We start from the raw sequence: 17,002 nt of genomic DNA on the forward strand, positions 1-17,002 counted from the left end.
CGGTCGTGCGCCTCTCACGGAGGGCCCAGCGAATGAATGACTCACGCGTCGTCATCTCGGGGGCCAGCGGCCTCATCGGCGGGGCTCTCACCCGGTCGCTGCGCTCCGACGGCATCCGCGTGGTGCACCTCGTGCGGCGGCCGAGTCGCAACGCGGACGAGGTCGAGTGGCTCACCGGCGCCAGACTCGAACCGGCCGTGCTGGCCGGCGCCGCCGCGGTCGTCAACCTCAATGGAGCGAGCATCGGGCGCCTGCCGTGGGGGCCGCGCTACCGCCGCACGCTGCTGCAGTCGCGCGTGGAGCCGACAGCGGCGCTCGCCGACGCGCTTCTCGAACTGGCGTCCGACCGGCCGGCGCTGCTGTCAGCGTCGGCCGTCGGATACTACGGCGATCAACCGGGTGTGCACCTCGACGAGGCGGCGGCCGCCGGCGACACCTTCCTCGCCGAGGTCTGCGTGCAGTGGGAGCGCGAAGCCATGCGCGCCGCCGCTGCGACCAGGGTGGCGCTGCTGCGCACAGCGCCGATCCTGCACCCGGAGGCCGTACTGAAGCCGATGATCACCCTCACCCGCGTCGGGCTCGGTGGCCCACTCGGCTCCGGGCGGCAGGTCTGGCCGTGGATATCCCTCGATGACGAGGTGCGCGCCATCCGGCATGTCATCGACTCCGACCTGCACGGCCCGGTCAATCTCGCCGGTCCGCAGCGCGCCACGGCGGGCGGGATCGGCCGCGCCCTGGCATCTCGGATGCGCCGGCCCTACCTGGTCCCCGCGCCGGCATGGGCGCTGCGGCTCGGCCTCGGTCGCGCCGCAGCCGACTCGCTGCTTCTCGCCGACGCCGATGCGGCTCCCGATGCGCTCGCGCGCTCGGGTTTCGAGTTCCGGCATCCCACCGCAGCGGATGCCATCGCCGCAGCGATCGGGTGAGCACCGGCCTCGGATCAGTGCGCGCCTGCGCGCAGCGCCGCATCGATGGCCGACCCGGCGCCCCGCGTCCACGGATCCCCATGGCCCGGAAGCAGGATCGAGTCGTCGACCTCGCGGAGCATGTCGAGCGAGGCGAGTGCGCGCGTGCTGTCCGCGGTCGCCGCGCCCGCGACGATCTGCGGTCCGCGCATGCCGGTGTAGGGGTCGAGAGTGACGAGCGCGTCACCGCAGAGCAGCGCTCCCGCGCTCTCGAAGAAGAACGCGCAGTGTCCGTCCGTATGGCCCGGCGTCCAGATCGCACGCGGACGCCCGGGTACGTCGAGAGCCTCGCCGTCCGCCACGCCTGGCGCGGCGTCGACTCCTCGCACCGTGAGCGCGCCGTTACCCACCATCGCGAGCATCGACGGAACGATGCGCGGATGACGCAGCGGATACGACCAGATCGGCGCCTCGTGCGAGTAGCGGTACGGATGTCGCGCGAGCCGCGCGTCTGCGGGGTGCACGAGTGACGCGACGCCTTCGCCGGCCAGTGATCGCGCCATTCCCACGTGATCGAAGTGCCCATGGGTCAGCAGCACCGCATCTATGTCGCCCCTCCTGGCGCCGATGCGGCTCAGCACGGAGTCGAGAAGACGGGCGCTGCGCGGCAGGCCCGCGTCGACGAGGGTCAGGCCGCCCTCGGCTTCGATGAGGTAGCAGTTCACATGCGCCACGTCTATCCGGTGCACGCCCGGCGCGGGCTGCGTCCATCCGGTTGCGCTTCGGTTCATGACACCACTGTGGGGTGACGGCGCCCGACACGTACGTGCCTTGCCGTCACCCCGCAGTGGTGCTAGTCGTCACAGATCACGCGCGGGCGGTGGCCAGCTTGGCCGTGGCCGGCTGCGGCTCGGAGAAGATCACCACGAGGATCACGGTGACGCCGACGACCACGTGGGGAACCCAGGCGTTCGGCGAGGCCGAGACGAAGCCGAACAGCCACGGCGACAGCGCGAGGAACAGGCTTGCGACGACGTCGAACACCAGGTGCACCGGCATCGGGATCAGCTTGATGGGCCCCCATTCGTAGCTGGTGAGCAGGCTGTACACGATCAGGCCGACCCCGAGGATGACGGGGATCACGACGGCGGGTCCGCCCATCGACGCGAAGCCGAACAGCCAGGGCGCCGCGATGAGTGCGATTCCGACCAGGTAGTCGAGCACGCCGTGGACTTTCGTGGGGATGAAGCGCATGATTCCTCCTTGATCGATGAGTCGCGGTGGCGGCTCGACGGGGGTTCGTCACCCCCGTTCCGATCGGATTGGATGCCGGAACCAGGCATCCGCGCGCTGCGACGGCGTCGTCAGGCGCGGGCCCACCCGTAGCGCTCGATCAATGCCTGCGCGACACGACCGTAGCGGCCGGCGTCGAGCGCTGCGGCCTCGCGACGCATGCCCTCTCGATGGACGCTGTAGAGCTGTTCGATGTCCACCCATGACTCCCTGCCCTGACCGTCCCAGTCCCCCGAGCCGATGGAGATGAAGTCGCGGTCCCGATCGTGCGGCTTGCTGGTCATCCGGACGGCGTACACGCGGTCCGCGCCGTCCCGGCCGATGACCAGCACCGGACGGTCCTTGCCGCGTCCGTCGTTCTCCTCGTACGGCACCCACGTCCAGATGATCTCTCCGGAGTCGGGAAGCCGGTTGCGGGACGGCGAGTATCCGACGCTCACATCGCCGACGCGCTCCGGATCGACCTGCACGGTCTCCGATCCCGGCATCCGGCCTGCGGATGCCTCGCCAGACGCCCTCGGCTCCTCCGAGCGGCCGGGAGCGGGGCCTCTTCCGTCCGGCCGCAGCGTGGCGCGCGGACGGGGGCGGGCCTGCTGCCCGCCCCCGCTGCGCCCCGACAGCACCCTGCCGAGGATGTCGACGATGGCCGAAACGATCCTGCTGCTCGAACTCACCCGCTCACACTAGCGGCGTGTGCCGGCTCGAGTGCATAGCCCTCCTCGCCGTGCACGGCCAGGTCGACTCCGGCGACCTCGTCCTCGCGGGTGACACGGAACCCGATCGTCTTCTCGATCACGAATCCGATCGCATATGCGACGGCGAACGAGTAGAGCATGACTCCTCCGGATGCGATCACCTGAACCACGAGCAGACGCCAGTCACCGCCGGTGAACAGACCCTGCCCGGTGGCGAAGAAGCCCAGGTACACCGTGCCCAGCAGACCGCCGACGAGGTGCAGGCCGACGACGTCGAGCGAGTCGTCGAACCCGAGCCGGAACTTGAGCTCGACCGCGAGGGCGCACGCCGCACCGGACAGAGCGCCCAGCAGCAGCGCCCAACCGGGAGTCAGGCTGGCGCATGCCGGGGTGATCGCCACGAGACCGGCGACGAGTCCGGATACTGCGCCGACCGAAGTGGGCTTTCCGACGCGCAGCTTCTCGACGAGCACCCAGCCGAGGATTCCTGCCGCCGCCGCTCCGAGCGTGTTGATGGCGATCAGGCCGACGCCGCCCATGTCCTCCGAGAGCCACTCGGCTCCGGCGTTGAAGCCGAACCAGCCGAACCAGAGCAGCGCCGCGCCCAGGAGCGTCAGCGGCACGTTGTGGGGCTTGCTGAGCTCGCGTCCGAACCCGATGCGCTTGCCGAGCACGATCGCGAGGGCGAGCGCCGCCGCGCCCGCGTTGATGTGCACTGCCGTGCCGCCGGCGTAGTCGATCACCGCGATGCCGCTGTCCGCACCGAACAGGGTCGTGCCCAGGTGCATGATCCATCCTCCGCCCCACACCCAGGCGGCGATCGGGAAGTATCCGATCGTGCCGAACACTCCCACGAAGATCAGCCAGGGCCCGAAGCGGGCGCGGTCGGCGATGGCGCCTGAGATCAGTGCCACCGTGATGATCGCGAACGTCGCGCCGTATGCGATGCCGAGCAGGGCGACATTGGCGTCCGGCCCGGTCGAGGCCGAGGCCAGCCCGAGATCGGCGAACGGATCTCCGGCGAACTGCGTCGGCGAGGTCACCGAGCTCATCGAGAAGCCGTACAGCACCCACAGCACGGCGATCAGACCGATCGCGCCGAAGCTCATCATCATCATGCTGATGACGCTCTTCGCCCGCACCAGGCCGCCGTAGAAGAACGCCACCCCCGGTGTCATCAGCAGCACCAGCGCGGTCGCGGTGATCACCCACGAGACGTTGCCTGTGGCATCCATGTCGAACCTCCTCCGTTTAACGAACGAGGTCAGTCTGGGCGCGTCATGTTTCGGGCGGCCGCGCGTCATGTTGCCGGCACGTTACGTGCCGGCTCGTGGTGTGACGATCGTGTTACTCGGCCGCGGAGTGGGTCAGCGCGTTGAGACGCGAGATGGCGCGCAGGTACTTCTTGCGGTACCCACCGGCAAGCATCTCATCGCCGAACACCGTGTCGAGCGCCACGCCGGTGGCGACGATCGGCAGCTGCGCGTCGTAGACGCGGTCGACGAATGCGACGAACCGCAGCGCCTCGGACTGATCGGTGAGGGTGCGCACGTCGCGAAGCCCTACCAGAGAGAGTCCGTCGATGAGGCGGATGTAGCGCGACGGATGCACCTGGGCCAGGTGATGGATGAGCGCGGGGAACTCGTCGTCGGACGCGGCTCCAGACGACGCCGCGGCCTCGATCGCCTTGGCGAAGCGCGCGTCGTCCGAGACCACTGCGCTGCCGTCGATCGCGCGCTGACGGTAGTCGACGCCGTCGATCCGCAGCGTCTCGAAGCTCTCGGACATGGCGTGGATCTCACGCAGGAAGTCCTGCGCCGCGAAACGCCCTTCGCCCAGTGCGTTCGGCGGAGTGTTCGAGGTCGCGGCCAGCTTCGTGCCCGACGAGACCAGTTCACCCAGAAGCCGGGTCATCACCATGGTGTCGCCCGGGTCGTCCAGCTCGAACTCGTCGATGCACAGCAGATCCGCGCCGCGCAGCAGGTCGACGGTGTTCTTGTAGCCGAGTGCCCCGACGAGAGCGGTGTACTCGATGAACGAGCCGAAGTACTTCCGCCGGGCGGGAAGCGCATGGTAGACGGATGCCAGGAGGTGGGTCTTGCCGACGCCGAACCCGCCGTCGAGATAGACGCCAGGCTTCATCGGAGCCTCTTTGGGGGCGCGACGGAAGAGCCCGGCCTTCTTCACCGGAGCCGCTCCGCCGCCGGCGAAGCGCTGCAGCAGCTGCTTCGTCGCCTCCTGCGAGGGGTAGCGGTCGTCTGAGCGGTAGCTCTCGAACGTCGCATCGTCGAACTGCGGCGGGGGTACGAGGCTTGCCAGCATCTCGGTTCCGGTCACGACGGGCGTGCGCTCGGTGAGGTGCACGACGCCCGTGCTGATCTGCTGGGTCATCACGTTCCTGAAGTCATAGTCTTACGATCCTGATGCGGGTGCGCGCCAGGGGATCTATCGTCATAAGGGACGGCTCAACTTTACGCCGTCGCCATGCCCACCCGATCCTGACCCCTGAGGAGCATCCGTGGCCGTCGATCACGACACGTCATCCGCCAAGTTCGCCGAGTACGCCGCACCAGGGCGGCTCGTCAGCACCGAGTGGCTGGCCGCCCATCTCGACACCCCCGGCCTCGTGGTCGTGGAGTCGGACGAGGACGTGCTGCTCTACGAGACCGGCCACATCCCCGGCGCGGTGAAGGTCGACTGGCACACAGAGCTCAACGACCCGGTCGTGCGCGACTACGTCGACGGTGAGGGCTTCGCAGAGCTGCTGAGCCGCAAGGGCATCTCACGCGACGACACCGTCGTGATCTACGGCGACAAGAACAACTGGTGGGCTGCCTACGCCCTGTGGGTTTTCTCGCTGTTCGGCCACGAAGACGTCCGTCTGCTCGACGGCGGCCGCGACCGCTGGATCGCCGAGGGCCGCGAGATCACCACCGCGAAGACCGAGCGGCCGGCCACCGAGTACCCGGTCGTCGAGCGCGACGACTCGACCCTGCGCGCCTACAAGGACGATGTGCTCGCCTTCATCGGCACGGGCCCGCTGATCGACGTGCGGTCGCCCGAGGAGTACAACGGCGAGCGGACCACCGCGCCCGCCTACCCCGAGGAGGGCAGCCTGCGCGCCGGCCACATCCCGACGGCGCAGAGCGTTCCGTGGGGCAAGGCGGTCGCCGAGGACGGCGGCTTCAAGACCCGTGCGGAGCTCGAGTCCATCTATCGCGACGGCGCAGGCATCCAGGACGGCGACGACGTGATCGCCTACTGCCGCATCGGAGAGCGCTCGAGCCACACCTGGTTCGTGCTGCAGCACCTGCTCGGGTTCGAGAACGTGCGCAACTACGACGGCTCATGGACCGAGTGGGGCAGCGCCGTGCGCGTGCCGATCGTCAGCGGCAGCGAGCCCGGCTCGCTCTGAGCGCCGGGCTCGCCGCAGGGTGGGATGATGGCAGGGATGACTGACACGCACGTCCCCGCCACTCTTGCCGAGTTCCGCGATGAATTCCTCGAGCTCCCCGAGCCCGATCGACTCGAGCTGCTGCTCGAGTTCGCGAACGAGCTCCCGCCCGTCTCCGATGAGATCGCGAGCCACCCCGAGATGTGCGAGCGGGTGGCGGAGTGCCAGTCCCCCGTCTACATCTACATCGAGGTCACCGACGGCGTCGTCGCCATGCATGCGACGGCGCCGCCGGAGGCCCCGACGACGCGCGGCTTCGCCAGCATCCTCGTGCAGGGGCTCACAGGCCTCACTGCCGAGGAGGTGCTGGCGATCCCGAATGACTACCCGCAGAGCATCGGCCTGACACGCCTCGTGTCGCCGCTGCGGATCGGCGGCATGACCGGGATGCTGATGCGCGCCAAGCGACAGGTCGAGGCGAAGCGCTGAGTCGCGGGCCCCTCACGCAGAGCCGTTCCGCGTCAGGCCAGACCCTTGGCCGTCATCCACTGGTCGATGGCCGCCGTCCACCCGTCCTGGTCGTAGTTCCAGATCTTCGTATGCCGCGCCACCCGGAACTCGGGCATGGTCACGAGATCGGGTCGCGCCTCAGCCAGCGCGTGCGAGGCGTCGGCAGGCACGAATCCGTCGTCTTCGCTGTGCAGGATGAGGATCGGAGCGCTGAGCTCTGATGCCCTCGCGACCATGTCGAGCCTGTCGAAGGGGATCGCCTCCTCGGCGCCGCTGAGCCGGGCGAGGAAGGTGTTCCCCAGCGCGCTCATCGCGAGTCCGGGCAGCGGCTCGCGCAGACCCGACTCGCGCGCCTGGAAGCGCAGCACGGTGCGCCAGTCGACGACCGGCGACTCGAGCACGATTCCGGCGATGGCGTCCCGGTGCCCGGACGACACGGCCGTCTGCAACACGATCGCTCCGCCCATCGACCAGCCCATGAGAACCACCCGCTCAGCGCCGTGGCGGAGTGCGTGACCGATCGCCGCATCGACGTCTCGCCATTCCGACGCGCCGAGAGCATAGCTGCCGCCGCGCGAGCGAGGCGCCTCGCCGTCGTTGCGATACGAGACGACGAGCGTCGGCAGACCGAGCGCATGCATCACGGGAACCGCGCGCAGGCACTCCGACCTGAGCGTTCCCCGTCCGTGCACCTGGATCACCCAGGTCGACGAGTCGGCGGGGAAGAACCACGCGGGGCAAGGCCCCGCCGGTGATCCGATGAGCACGCTCTCCCACGGCAGGTGCAGCTCGCTCGGGGTCACGTGGTACCAGCCGCTGAAAGCGGCGTCGCGGTCTACGCGTGCTCCTGGCTCGATCTGGGTGAGCAGCTTGCGGCGGACTCTGGTCCGGTCTGCGCTGAGCACCGCACCCAGCTTCACGTAGCCGTACGTCCCCGTGGTGAAGAGGCCGTACCGACCCGGCAGCTCGGTGTCCGGCGTACGTGAGAGCTCTATCGTCTGCGCCCCCGTGTCGACGGCGAGGATCTGCGTGTCGTTGCGACGCACCGACGGCGTCACCACCCGCCGGGCGGTCGCGAGGACCGCTGCGCCGGCCGCGATCCCCGCGGCGACGACAGCAGGGACGGCGAAGGCTACGGCGTGCCTGAGACTCTTCATCGCCTCCCGACTCTAGCCTGTCCACGTGAGCGCACACCCGGAGGCCGCAGCGCTGTTCGACGCAGCGGCGGCAGAGCTTCGTGAGACGGCGTTCCGCGCCGACATCGTCGTGCGGGAGATCCCGTCTCCGGCCGGCCTCGCGCCGTTCGCGCTGGCGCTGGCCGCCGATGTGCGTCCGGACGACCACGGCGACTCGGTCTACGGCACCGGTCGCTTCGTGCTGCTTCACGATCCGGATGAGCCGGATGCCTGGGGCGGTGCCTGGCGCATCGTCGCGTTCGCACAGGCGCCGCTCGAACCCGAGATCGGCACGGATCCACTGCTCGCGGACGTCACCTGGTCGTGGCTCGTCGACGCCCTCGACTCCCGACAAGCGCACTATCACTCGGCATCGGGGACGTCGACGAAGATGCTCTCGAAGGGCTTCGGCGCGCTCGCCTCCGAAGGCGACGGAGCGCAGATCGAGCTGCGCGCGTCGTGGACACCGGATGCCCCACTGCGCCCGCATGTGGAAGCATGGGCTGAGCTGGTCGGGATGCTCGCAGGTCTCCCGCCGGGTTCAGAGGATGTCGCCGTGTTCGGCGCGAGAAAGGGCGCACGTGGCTGAGTACTCCGTGATCGACGACCGGGCGGAGTTCGAGAAGGCTGCGGCAACCCTGGCGAAGGGCACCGGCCCCGTCGCCGTCGACGTGGAACGTGCTTCCGGGTTCCGGTACTCCCAGCGCGCCTACCTCGTGCAGGTCTATCGCCGCGATGCCGGCGTGTTCCTCTTCGACCCGCCCGCGATCGGCGATTTCACCGCGCTCCAGGCTGCCATCGGAGAAGCCGAGTGGGTCTTCCACGCGGCGAGCCAGGACCTCCCCTCGCTGCGCGAGCTCGACCTGGTGCCGGCGCGCATCTTCGACACCGAACTCGCGTCGCGCCTGCTCGGCAGCGACGGCTTCGGTCTGGCCGCCGTGGTCGAGCACGCACTCGGGATCACCCTCGCCAAGGCTCACTCCGCCGCCGACTGGTCGACGCGGCCGCTGCCCGACCCCTGGCTCGAGTATGCGGCCCTTGACGTGCTCCATCTCGTCGATGTCCGGGATGTGCTCACGGCTGAGCTCGAGGCGGCAGGCAAGACCGAGATAGCCGCCCAGGAGTTCGAGGCCACCCTCACGCGTCCGCCCAAGCCCCCGCGCGAAGAGCCGTGGCGGCGTCTGAGCGGCCTCCACAAGGTGCGTGGCGCCCGTCAGCTCGCCGTCGCCCGCGAGCTGTGGACGGAGCGCGAGCGGTATGCGGAAGAGGTCGACGTGTCGCCAGGCCGTCTCGTGCCCGACCGCTCGCTGCTGGCTGCGCTGCTCGCCGCGCCCCGATCGAAGCAAGAGCTCGCGGGCCTCAAGGAGTTCAACGGCCGCGCCAGCCGCACTCAGCTCGATCGATGGTGGGGTGCGATCGAAAGGGGTCGCACCACCGACGATCTGCCACGCGAACGCGTGCCCAGCGACGCGCTCCCTCCGCCCCGCGCCTGGGCAGACCGCAACCCCGAGGCCGACCTGCGCCTGAAGGCGGCTCGCCCCGTCGTGGAGGCGATCGCAGAGGGCCTGCACATGCCCACCGAGAACCTGCTCACCCCCGAGCACCTTCGCCGGGTCGCATGGCAGCCCCCGGCCGAGCTCACCGCGGACGCCGTCGGCGCGGCACTCGTCGAGCTGGGCGCACGCCCCTGGCAGGTTGCGCATACCGCACAGAAGATCGTGGATGCTTTTGTAGAGGGACCGCAAACCGCCGTCGAGGGCTTCCCGACCGCTTCGTAGGTTCGATCCAACCGATTCCAAGCGGTCGGAGCGCGATCCTAGGCTGGGTGGGAACCCCAACCTATGGAGGCAGAGTGGCCGAGATCTCGGACGTCTACTTCGTCGATGGAGTGCGCACCCCCTTCGGGCGCGCCGGCGAAAAGGGCATGTACTGGAACACCCGCGCTGATGACCTCGCCGTGAAGGCGACCATCGGCCTGATGGAGCGCAATGCCGCAGTGCCGGCAGACCGCATCGACGACGTCGCCATCGCCGCGACCTCGCAGACCGGCGACCAGGGTCTCACCCTCGGCCGGTCGGTCGCCATTCTGGCCGGGCTTCCGCAGACGGTTCCCGGTCTCGCCGTCGAGCGCATGTGCGCCGGCGCGATGACCAGCGTCACCACGATGGCGGCGTCGATCGGCATCGGCATGTACGACTTCGCTCTCGCCGGCGGTGTCGAGCACATGGGCCATCACCCGATCGGCGGCAACGCCGACCCCAACCCGCGGTTCGTGGCGGAGAAGATGGTCGACCCCGGTGCCCTCAACATGGGTGTCACCGCAGAGCGCATCTTCGACCGGTTCCCGCACCTCACCAAGGAGCGCTCCGACCGCTTCGGCATGCTGAGCCAGCACAAGGTGCAGGCCGCATACGACGCCGGCAAGATCCAGCCCGACCTCGTATCGGTGGCGATCAAGGGCGCCGACGGCGCCTGGGGCCTCGCGACCGAAGACGAGGGCCGCCGCCCGCAGACCACGATGGAGGATCTCGCCGCACTGAAGACGCCGTTCCGACCGCACGGACGGGTCACCGCCGGCACCTCCTCGCCCCTCACCGACGGCGCGACGATGTCGCTGCTCGCAGGCGGCGGCGCGGTGAAGGAGTTCGGCCTCACCCCGAAGATGAAGATGGTCTCGTTCGCCTTCGCCGGTGTGCAGCCCGAGATCATGGGCATCGGCCCCATCCCGTCGACCGAGAAGGCCCTGAAGAAGGCAGGGCTCACCATCTCCGACATCGGGCTCTTCGAGCTCAACGAGGCGTTCGCCATCCAGGTGATCTCGCTGCTCGATCACTTCGGGATCGCCGACGACGACCCGCGAGTCAACCAGTGGGGCGGTGCGATCGCGCTCGGGCACCCCCTCGCGGCATCCGGAGTCCGTCTGATGATCCAGCTCGCCGCGCAGTTCGCGGAGCGCCCCGACGTTCGCTACGGCCTCACCGCCATGTGCGTGGGCCTGGGGCAGGGCGGCTCGGTCATCTGGGAGAACCCGTTCTACGACGGCAAGAAGAGGAAGTGACGCGTAATGGCTGACACGATCCACGAGCAGTACGCCGGCGTCGACTTCACGCCGCTTTCCGCACTCGCCGACGGTGAGGTGATCACGCACTCCCCCGTGCGCGACATCCGCCTGGCCTCCGGCAAGGTGCTCGCCCTCATCACGCTCGACAACGGCCGAGACCACACGCGCCCGAACACGCTGGGTCCCGCCACCCTCACCGAGCTCGGCGATAGGCTCGACTCGCTCAAGGCTCGTGCTGCCGCAGGTGAGATCCAGGCCGTCGGCATCACCGGCAAGCAGTACATCCTCGCCGCCGGCGCCGACCTCTCCGACATCAGCAGGGTCGGCTCGAAAGACAACGCCCGCCTGATCGCGCAGCTCGGCCACAAGGTGCTCGGCTCGCTGTCTGAGCTGGGAGTTCCGACCTTCGCCTTCGTCAACGGTCTCGCGCTCGGCGGAGGAATGGAGATCGCGCTGAACTCCACCTACCGCACCGTCGACGCATCGGCGGCGGCGCTGGCCCTGCCCGAGGTCTTCCTCGGCATCATCCCCGGTTGGGGCGGCGCGTACCTCGTGCCGAACCTGATCGGCATCGAGAAGGCCCTCGAGGTCGTCGTCTCGAACCCGCTCAAGCAGAACCGCATGCTCAAGCCGCAGCAGGCTTTCGAACTCGGACTGATGGACGCCATCTTCCCGGCGGCCAACTTCCTCGAGAACTCGCTCGCCTGGGCGGACTCGGTGCTCGGAGGCAAGAAGGTCGAGCGCCGCAACGAGCCGGGTAAGATCGAGCGCACCGTCAAGTGGCCGATCGCGATCAAGATGGCCCGAGGCATGCTCGAGTCGAAGATCGGCACGATGCCCCGCTCGCCCTACGTCGCACTCGAACTGCTCGAGAAGGCCAGGAGCGGCACCAAGGCCGAAGGCTTCGCCCGCGAGGACGAGGCCCTCGCCGATCTCGTCACCGGCGACCAGTTCGCGGCGTCGATGTATGCGTTCGACCTGGTTCAGAAGCGTGCCAAGCGTCCCGTCGGAGCCCCCGACAAGGCTCTCGCGAAGAAGGTCACCAAGGTCGGCATCATCGGCGCTGGCCTCATGGCCAGCCAGTTCGCGCTGCTGTTCGTGCGCAAGCTGCAGGTCCCTGTGCTCATCACCGACCTCGACCAGGCGCGCGTCGACAAGGGCGTGGCCTATATCCACGACGAGATCGGCAAGCTCGAGGCCAAGGGGCGTCTCGACGCCGACACCGCCAACAAGCTGCGCTCGCTCGTCACCGGAACCACCGACAAGACGCAGTACGCCGACTGCGACTTCGTCATCGAGGCGGTGTTCGAAGAGGTCGGCGTGAAGCAGCAGGTGTTCGGAGAGATCGAGAAGATCATCGCCGACGATGCGATTCTCGCGACGAACACATCGTCGCTGTCGGTCGAGGAGATCGGCTCGAAGCTCGCTCACCCCGAGCGTCTGGTCGGCTTCCACTTCTTCAACCCGGTCGCGGTCATGCCGCTGATCGAGATCGTGAAGACGCCGCACACCGCCGAGGCCGCCCTGTCGACGGCGTTCGTCGTCGCGAAGGGACTGGGCAAGAACGCCGTGCTGACGGCCGACGCACCGGGCTTCGTCGTGAACCGGCTGCTCGCCAAGGTCATGGGCGAGGCGGCGCGCGCCGTCTACGAAGGCACCCCCGTCGCCGATGTCGAGAAGGCCTTCGGCCCTCTCGGTCTGCCGATGGGACCCTTCCAGCTCATCGATCTCGTCGGCTGGAAGGTCGCTGCACACGTGCAGGACACGATGGTGCGTCACTTCCCCGAGCGCTTCTATGCGAACGAGAACTTCCACGCTCTCGCCGAGCTGGACGCGGTGGTCGAGAAGGACAAGGGCGGTCGCGTCACCGGGTGGACCAAGAGCGCCGAGAAGGTTCTCAAGGGACACGTGGGCAGCGCCCCGGCATCCGCCGAGGCCATCCTTCAGCGAGTGCAGGACGGTCTCGCCCAGGAGATCCGTCTCATGCTGGACGAGGGCGTCGTGCCGGAAGTCGAGGACATCGACCTGTGCCTGATCCTCGGCGCCGGCTGGCCCTTCATCGACGGTGGCGCGTCGCCGTACCTCGACCGCGAGGGCGCGTCCGAGCGGGCCTTCGGCGGAACGTTCCACAACCCGCCGATCCGCGGGATCGCGCACAGCTGACGACTGCGCACAAAGGGGCCGCGCCTTCGGGTGCGGCCCCTTTTCGCAACTGCGCCGAACGCCGGGCCAACAGCGGATGAACAGCCGTCGCGATCGACGCGATTCCGGGTTCAGCCCGACCGGAGCGAGGCACGATGGAGGGCATGGACATGATTCTCACGATGATGGGTGGGAAGGGCATGTCGGGCCTGCTGAAGACGGGCACGGCGATCCTCACCGTCCTGCTGGTTGTGCCTGCCCTGCTGCGGCTGTTCGTCGTGACGGTAGACGAGGGCTGGGCCGCCATCCGCACGCGCAACGGCAAGCCGATCATCCGGAATCGCCCGCAGCGGCGACCCTCACGAGGCAGCGGTGCCGTCGGAGAGGTGGTCGTGCTGCATCCGGGCACCCACGGCGCGTTTCCCCTGTTCTACTGGTACAAGCTCGTCGACGTGCGCTGCAGGGCCACAGATCTCCCGGTTCGCGAGATGACGGGAGCGAACGGGCGCCAGCACCGCGTGCATGCCTCGTTCGAATGGCGCCCGATACCCAGCGGCCGCGATCTGCGGGTCTTCGAGCTCGACGTGGTCAACGTGAAGGAGCGCGCGTCGAACATGGTGGGCGCGGCGCTTCGAGACATCGTCCGCGGGATCGACGCGGTCGAGCTGCCGCACAACGACGAACTGAGCACTCGCGTGCTGTCGGCGTGCTCCGCAGACGTGCGCGAGGCCTGCGGCGTCGAGATCGTCCGAGTGATGATCACCGGCGATGCGCTGACCGACGGCTACCTGCTCGCGGGCGCGCTGCGTGACGGCGACCGCGCATCGTCCGGCGTCGCCGCTCTGCATGCGCTCAACTGAGAGGCATCATCGCCGCGGCACCATGACCACGAGGGCGTCGGGCAGTATGCCGATCTCGCACTCCCCTGCCCCGGTCCGCTCGCCGTCGGCGTAGACCACCAGGTCAGGAGCCGACACACGCACCCGCCGGCAGCGGACGCGCTCCACTTCGGGACGGGTGAGGTGCCTCCCGCGCAGCAGCAGCGGGAAGAGTCGAAGCAGTCGCGATCTGCTGAGCGGCGCGACGTGGACGGCGTCGAGCAGACCGTCGTCGGCACGTGCGCCGACGCACATCGGCATCCCGCCGCCGTAACTCGATGTGTTGCCGACGGCGAAGAGCGTCCCTGGCAGGCACACGGGCGGCGCACCGTCGATCGCGATCCGGAACCGGGTGGGGTGCAGCCGGAGCAGCTCTATGACCAGCGCGAGGTGGTACCTCAGGCGACCGCCCGGCCACCGGAGGCGGTTCGTGCGCTCGCTGACCTTCGCGTCGAACCCCATCGCGGCCACGGTGAGGAAGACGCGCGTGCGACCGTGCGAGGTCACGGTTCCGAGATCGGTCAGACGCCGGATGCCGGTGAGCACGGCCATCGCAGCCTCCGGAGGCGGCACATCGGCGATGCCGAGCGCGCGAGCGAAGTCGTCTCCTGTTCCGGCCGGCACGATCGCGACAGGCAGTCCTGCGTCCGCCACCAGGTCGACGATGCCGGCGAGCGTGCCATCGCCTCCGACCACCACGATGCCGTCCCAGTGCTGCCTCAGCGCAGCGATCACCAGCTCGCGCGCGCGATCTGCGGTCTCGGCCGTCACCGCATGCACGAACGCACCATGGGAGCGCAGCCCCTCTGCCGCACGATCGCCGGCGTGCGCTCCTCGGCCTCTGCCTGAGCGCGGGTTGATCACGAGCAGAAGGCGGGGCGCCCCGCTGCCCATGGCAGTGGCGTTCAGCGGCTCTCGCGCAGCGGGAGCTCGATCGCCCCGGTCTGCCCGGGAGCCTTCGCCACGGGGATGCGCGTGCCGCCGACCTGGGCGACGATGTCGGCCGTGATCTTGTCGACCGTGAGGCCGGCATCCTCGAGGATCTGCTCACGCGAGGCGTGCTGGAGGAACTGGTCGGGCACGCCGAGCTCGTCGACGCCGGTGTCGATGCCGGCCTCGCGAAGCACCTGACGCACCCGGGTGCCGATGCCGCCCACGCGGATGCCGTCCTCGATCGTGATCACGAGGCGATGACGCGCGGCGAGCGAGACCACAGAGGGCTGGACTGGCACGGCCCACCGGGGATCGATGACGGTCGCGCCGATCCCACGCTCGCGCAGGCGCTCGGCGATCTCGACCGCCATCTCGGCGAACGAGCCGATGGCGACGATCAGCACGTCCTCGTCATCGCCGCGGGCGAGTACGTCCGTGCCGTCCGACAGGCGCTCGACGGCGACCATCGTGTCGGGGACTTCGCCCTTCGGGTAGCGGATGACCGTCGGCGCGTCGTCGATCGCGACCGCCTCGGTCAGAGCTTCGTGCAGACGCTCCGCGTCGCGCGGGGCAGCGATCCGGATGCCCGGAACCATCTGCAGCATGGCGAGGTCCCAGACGCCGTGGTGGCTCGGGCCGTCGGGTCCGGTCACGCCGGCACGGTCGAGCACGAAGGTCACGCCTGCGCGGTGCAGCGCGACATCCATCAGGACCTGGTCGAATGCGCGGTTCATGAACGTCGCGTAGATCGCGACGACGGGATGCAGGCCGCCGAATGCGAGGCCGGCCGCTGAGGCGACGGCATGCTGCTCGGCGATGCCGACGTCGTACACGCGGTCGGGGTAGCGCTCTGCGAATGCCGCGAGTCCTGTCGGCCGCAGCATGGCTGCCGTCATGGCGATCACCGTGCGGTCGCGACCGCCGATCTCGACGAGCGCGTCGGAGAAGACCGAGGTCCATGAGGTGCCGGACGACGATGAGAGCGCGCCACCCGTCTTCGGATCGATGCGACCGACGGCGTGGAACTGGTCGGCCACGTCGTCGAGCGCCGGCTGATAGCCACGGCCCTTCTCCGTGATGGCGTGCACGATCACCGGCGCGCCGTAGTCCTTCGCGAACTGCAGAGTCTCGATCAGCGCACCGACGTCGTGGCCGTCCACCGGACCGAGATACTTGATGTCGAGATTGGAGTACAGCGCCACGTTGTTCGTGAATCGGGACAGGAATCCGTGGGTCCCGCCACGCACGCCGCGGAACACGGCACGCCCCAGTGGTCCGAACGCTCGGAAGAGCCGGTCGGACTTGCGGTGCATCTCGCGGTACACGCCCGCGGTGCGCACGCGGTTGAGGTAGCGCGACATGCCGCCGATCGTCGGAGCGTACGACCGCCCGTTGTCGTTCACGACGATCACGAGGTTGCGCTCGTTGTCGTCGCTGATGTTGTTGAGCGCCTCCCAGGTCATCCCTCCCGTCAGCGCCCCGTCGCCGACGACAGCGACGACATGGCGGTCGCTGCGCCCGGTCGCCGTGAGGGCGCGGGAGATTCCGTCAGCCCAGCTGAGCGAGCTCGACGCGTGCGAGGACTCGACGACATCGTGAACGCTCTCCGAGCGCTGAGGGTAGCCTGCGAGCCCGCCCCGCGAGCGGAGGCTCGAGAAGTCCTGACGGCCCGTCAGCAGCTTGTGCACATACGACTGGTGACCGGTGTCGAAGATGATCGGGTCCTCGGGCGACGAGAACACCCGGTGCAGAGCGATCGTCAGCTCGACGACGCCGAGGTTCGGTCCGAGGTGCCCGCCGGTGCGGGCCACGTTCTCGACGAGGAAGGCCCTGACCTCGGCCGCCAGCTCGACCAGCTCATCGTCGGAGAGGCGATCGAGGTCTCGGGGGCCGCTGATGCTCGGCAGGATCGGCATGGACGTCCTTCCGCGTCATGGGGCGCTCGCCGGAGACGACGTGCGCATCAGAACATTCTAACCGGGGATGCGACACGGGCCCGGATGCCGAAGCATCCGG

Annotated in this window: 16 protein-coding genes; 8 read left to right on the forward strand and 8 right to left on the reverse strand. The window is 68.9% G+C overall.

The genetic code is table 11. The features are described from left to right. Nucleotides 1–32: 32 nt before the first annotated feature. The gene (locus AB0N59_RS11815) at nt 33–926 is read left to right on the forward strand and encodes a TIGR01777 family oxidoreductase (RefSeq protein ID WP_363483241.1); all 894 of its coding nucleotides are present in this window, start codon (nt 33–35) and stop codon (nt 924–926) included. A gap of 14 nt (nt 927–940) precedes the next feature. On the opposite strand, the gene AB0N59_RS11820 is transcribed toward AB0N59_RS11815, so the two are convergent. From AB0N59_RS11820 to zapE, 5 genes are all read right to left on the reverse strand, one after another. Further along, on the reverse strand, nt 941–1,696 hold the full coding sequence (locus tag AB0N59_RS11820; protein ID WP_363483244.1) for an MBL fold metallo-hydrolase: 756 nt from the start codon (nt 1,694–1,696) through the stop codon (nt 941–943). 76 nt (nt 1,697–1,772) lie between these two features. Continuing rightward, on the reverse strand, nt 1,773–2,159 hold the full coding sequence (locus tag AB0N59_RS11825; protein ID WP_363483247.1) for an SPW repeat protein: 387 nt from the start codon (nt 2,157–2,159) through the stop codon (nt 1,773–1,775). Between the two features lie 110 nt (nt 2,160–2,269). Further along, complete coding sequence (locus tag AB0N59_RS11830) at nt 2,270–2,686, reverse strand: type II toxin-antitoxin system PemK/MazF family toxin (protein ID WP_363484228.1); 417 nt, start codon at nt 2,684–2,686, stop codon at nt 2,270–2,272. 182 nt (nt 2,687–2,868) lie between these two features. Further along, nucleotides 2,869–4,128 carry an ammonium transporter gene (locus tag AB0N59_RS11835; protein WP_363483250.1) on the reverse strand — a complete coding sequence of 420 codons (1,260 nt, stop codon included), beginning with the start codon at nt 4,126–4,128 and terminating at the stop codon, nt 2,869–2,871. Nucleotides 4,129–4,240: 112 nt separating this feature from the next. Beyond that, the gene (gene zapE / locus AB0N59_RS11840; protein ID WP_363483253.1) at nt 4,241–5,284 is read right to left on the reverse strand and encodes a cell division protein ZapE; all 1,044 of its coding nucleotides are present in this window, start codon (nt 5,282–5,284) and stop codon (nt 4,241–4,243) included. A 127-nt stretch (nt 5,285–5,411) separates the two neighbouring features. On the opposite strand from zapE, the gene AB0N59_RS11845 reads away from it, so the two are divergent. Then, nucleotides 5,412–6,308 (forward strand): sulfurtransferase, encoded by an 897-nt coding sequence (locus tag AB0N59_RS11845; RefSeq protein ID WP_363483256.1) that lies wholly within the window; start codon nt 5,412–5,414, stop codon nt 6,306–6,308. 36 nt (nt 6,309–6,344) lie between these two features. Then, a complete protein-coding gene (locus tag AB0N59_RS11850; RefSeq protein ID WP_363483259.1) occupies nt 6,345–6,776 on the forward strand; it encodes a SufE family protein in 432 nt (143 codons plus the stop codon). Between the two features lie 32 nt (nt 6,777–6,808). Here the strand turns inward: AB0N59_RS11850 and AB0N59_RS11855 are convergent, their stop codons facing one another. Beyond that, nucleotides 6,809–7,954, reverse strand: coding sequence for an alpha/beta fold hydrolase (locus tag AB0N59_RS11855; protein ID WP_363483262.1), 1,146 nt, complete (start codon nt 7,952–7,954; stop codon nt 6,809–6,811). 25 nt (nt 7,955–7,979) lie between these two features. Here AB0N59_RS11855 and AB0N59_RS11860 point away from each other — a divergent pair, with 25 nt between their 5' ends. The 5 genes from AB0N59_RS11860 (at nt 7,980) to AB0N59_RS11880 (ending at nt 14,035) form a co-directional block, all read left to right on the forward strand. After that, the gene (locus AB0N59_RS11860; protein ID WP_363483265.1) at nt 7,980–8,561 is read left to right on the forward strand and encodes a DUF3000 family protein; all 582 of its coding nucleotides are present in this window, start codon (nt 7,980–7,982) and stop codon (nt 8,559–8,561) included. Next, the gene (locus AB0N59_RS11865; protein WP_363483268.1) at nt 8,554–9,750 is read left to right on the forward strand and encodes an HRDC domain-containing protein; all 1,197 of its coding nucleotides are present in this window, start codon (nt 8,554–8,556) and stop codon (nt 9,748–9,750) included. The genes AB0N59_RS11860 and AB0N59_RS11865 overlap by 8 nt, the downstream gene beginning before the upstream one ends. 74 nt (nt 9,751–9,824) lie before the next feature. Beyond that, on the forward strand, nt 9,825–11,030 hold the full coding sequence (locus AB0N59_RS11870; protein WP_363483271.1) for a thiolase family protein: 1,206 nt from the start codon (nt 9,825–9,827) through the stop codon (nt 11,028–11,030). A gap of 6 nt (nt 11,031–11,036) precedes the next feature. Further along, nucleotides 11,037–13,196 carry a 3-hydroxyacyl-CoA dehydrogenase NAD-binding domain-containing protein gene (locus AB0N59_RS11875; protein ID WP_363483274.1) on the forward strand — a complete coding sequence of 720 codons (2,160 nt, stop codon included), beginning with the start codon at nt 11,037–11,039 and terminating at the stop codon, nt 13,194–13,196. Nucleotides 13,197–13,339: 143 nt separating this feature from the next. Continuing rightward, the gene (locus tag AB0N59_RS11880; protein ID WP_363483277.1) at nt 13,340–14,035 is read left to right on the forward strand and encodes an SPFH domain-containing protein; all 696 of its coding nucleotides are present in this window, start codon (nt 13,340–13,342) and stop codon (nt 14,033–14,035) included. Between the two features lie 6 nt (nt 14,036–14,041). Here the strand turns inward: AB0N59_RS11880 and AB0N59_RS11885 are convergent, their stop codons facing one another. Both AB0N59_RS11885 and dxs read right to left on the reverse strand, forming a co-directional pair. After that, nucleotides 14,042–14,947, reverse strand: coding sequence for a diacylglycerol kinase family protein (locus AB0N59_RS11885; RefSeq protein ID WP_363483280.1), 906 nt, complete (start codon nt 14,945–14,947; stop codon nt 14,042–14,044). A gap of 11 nt (nt 14,948–14,958) precedes the next feature. Then, nucleotides 14,959–16,902, reverse strand: a complete 1,944-nt coding sequence (dxs, locus tag AB0N59_RS11890) for a 1-deoxy-D-xylulose-5-phosphate synthase (protein WP_363483283.1) — start codon at nt 16,900–16,902, stop codon at nt 14,959–14,961. Between the last annotated feature and the right edge of the window lie 100 nt (nt 16,903–17,002).

Source organism: Microbacterium sp. NPDC089321, assembly GCF_040684935.1.
Lineage (GTDB): Bacteria > Actinomycetota > Actinomycetes > Actinomycetales > Microbacteriaceae > Microbacterium.

Bases quoted from the DNA above. Each gene is read 5' to 3' on its own strand.
- AB0N59_RS11855 (WP_363483262.1), bottom strand. From the start codon at position 7,954: ATGAAGAGTCTCAGGCACGCCGTAGCCTTCGCCGTCCCTGCTGTCGTC.
- AB0N59_RS11815 (WP_363483241.1), top strand. From the start codon at position 33: ATGAATGACTCACGCGTCGTCATCTCGGGGGCCAGCGGCCTCATCGGC.
- dxs (WP_363483283.1), bottom strand. From the start codon at position 16,902: ATGCCGATCCTGCCGAGCATCAGCGGCCCCCGAGACCTCGATCGCCTC.
- AB0N59_RS11885 (WP_363483280.1), bottom strand. From the start codon at position 14,947: ATGGGCAGCGGGGCGCCCCGCCTTCTGCTCGTGATCAACCCGCGCTCA.
- AB0N59_RS11830 (WP_363484228.1), bottom strand. From the start codon at position 2,686: ATGCCGGGATCGGAGACCGTGCAGGTCGATCCGGAGCGCGTCGGCGAT.
- AB0N59_RS11825 (WP_363483247.1), bottom strand. From the start codon at position 2,159: ATGCGCTTCATCCCCACGAAAGTCCACGGCGTGCTCGACTACCTGGTC.
- zapE (WP_363483253.1), bottom strand. From the start codon at position 5,284: ATGACCCAGCAGATCAGCACGGGCGTCGTGCACCTCACCGAGCGCACG.
- AB0N59_RS11850 (WP_363483259.1), top strand. From the start codon at position 6,345: ATGACTGACACGCACGTCCCCGCCACTCTTGCCGAGTTCCGCGATGAA.
- AB0N59_RS11875 (WP_363483274.1), top strand. From the start codon at position 11,037: ATGGCTGACACGATCCACGAGCAGTACGCCGGCGTCGACTTCACGCCG.
- AB0N59_RS11820 (WP_363483244.1), bottom strand. From the start codon at position 1,696: ATGAACCGAAGCGCAACCGGATGGACGCAGCCCGCGCCGGGCGTGCAC.
- AB0N59_RS11835 (WP_363483250.1), bottom strand. From the start codon at position 4,128: ATGGATGCCACAGGCAACGTCTCGTGGGTGATCACCGCGACCGCGCTG.
- AB0N59_RS11880 (WP_363483277.1), top strand. From the start codon at position 13,340: ATGGACATGATTCTCACGATGATGGGTGGGAAGGGCATGTCGGGCCTG.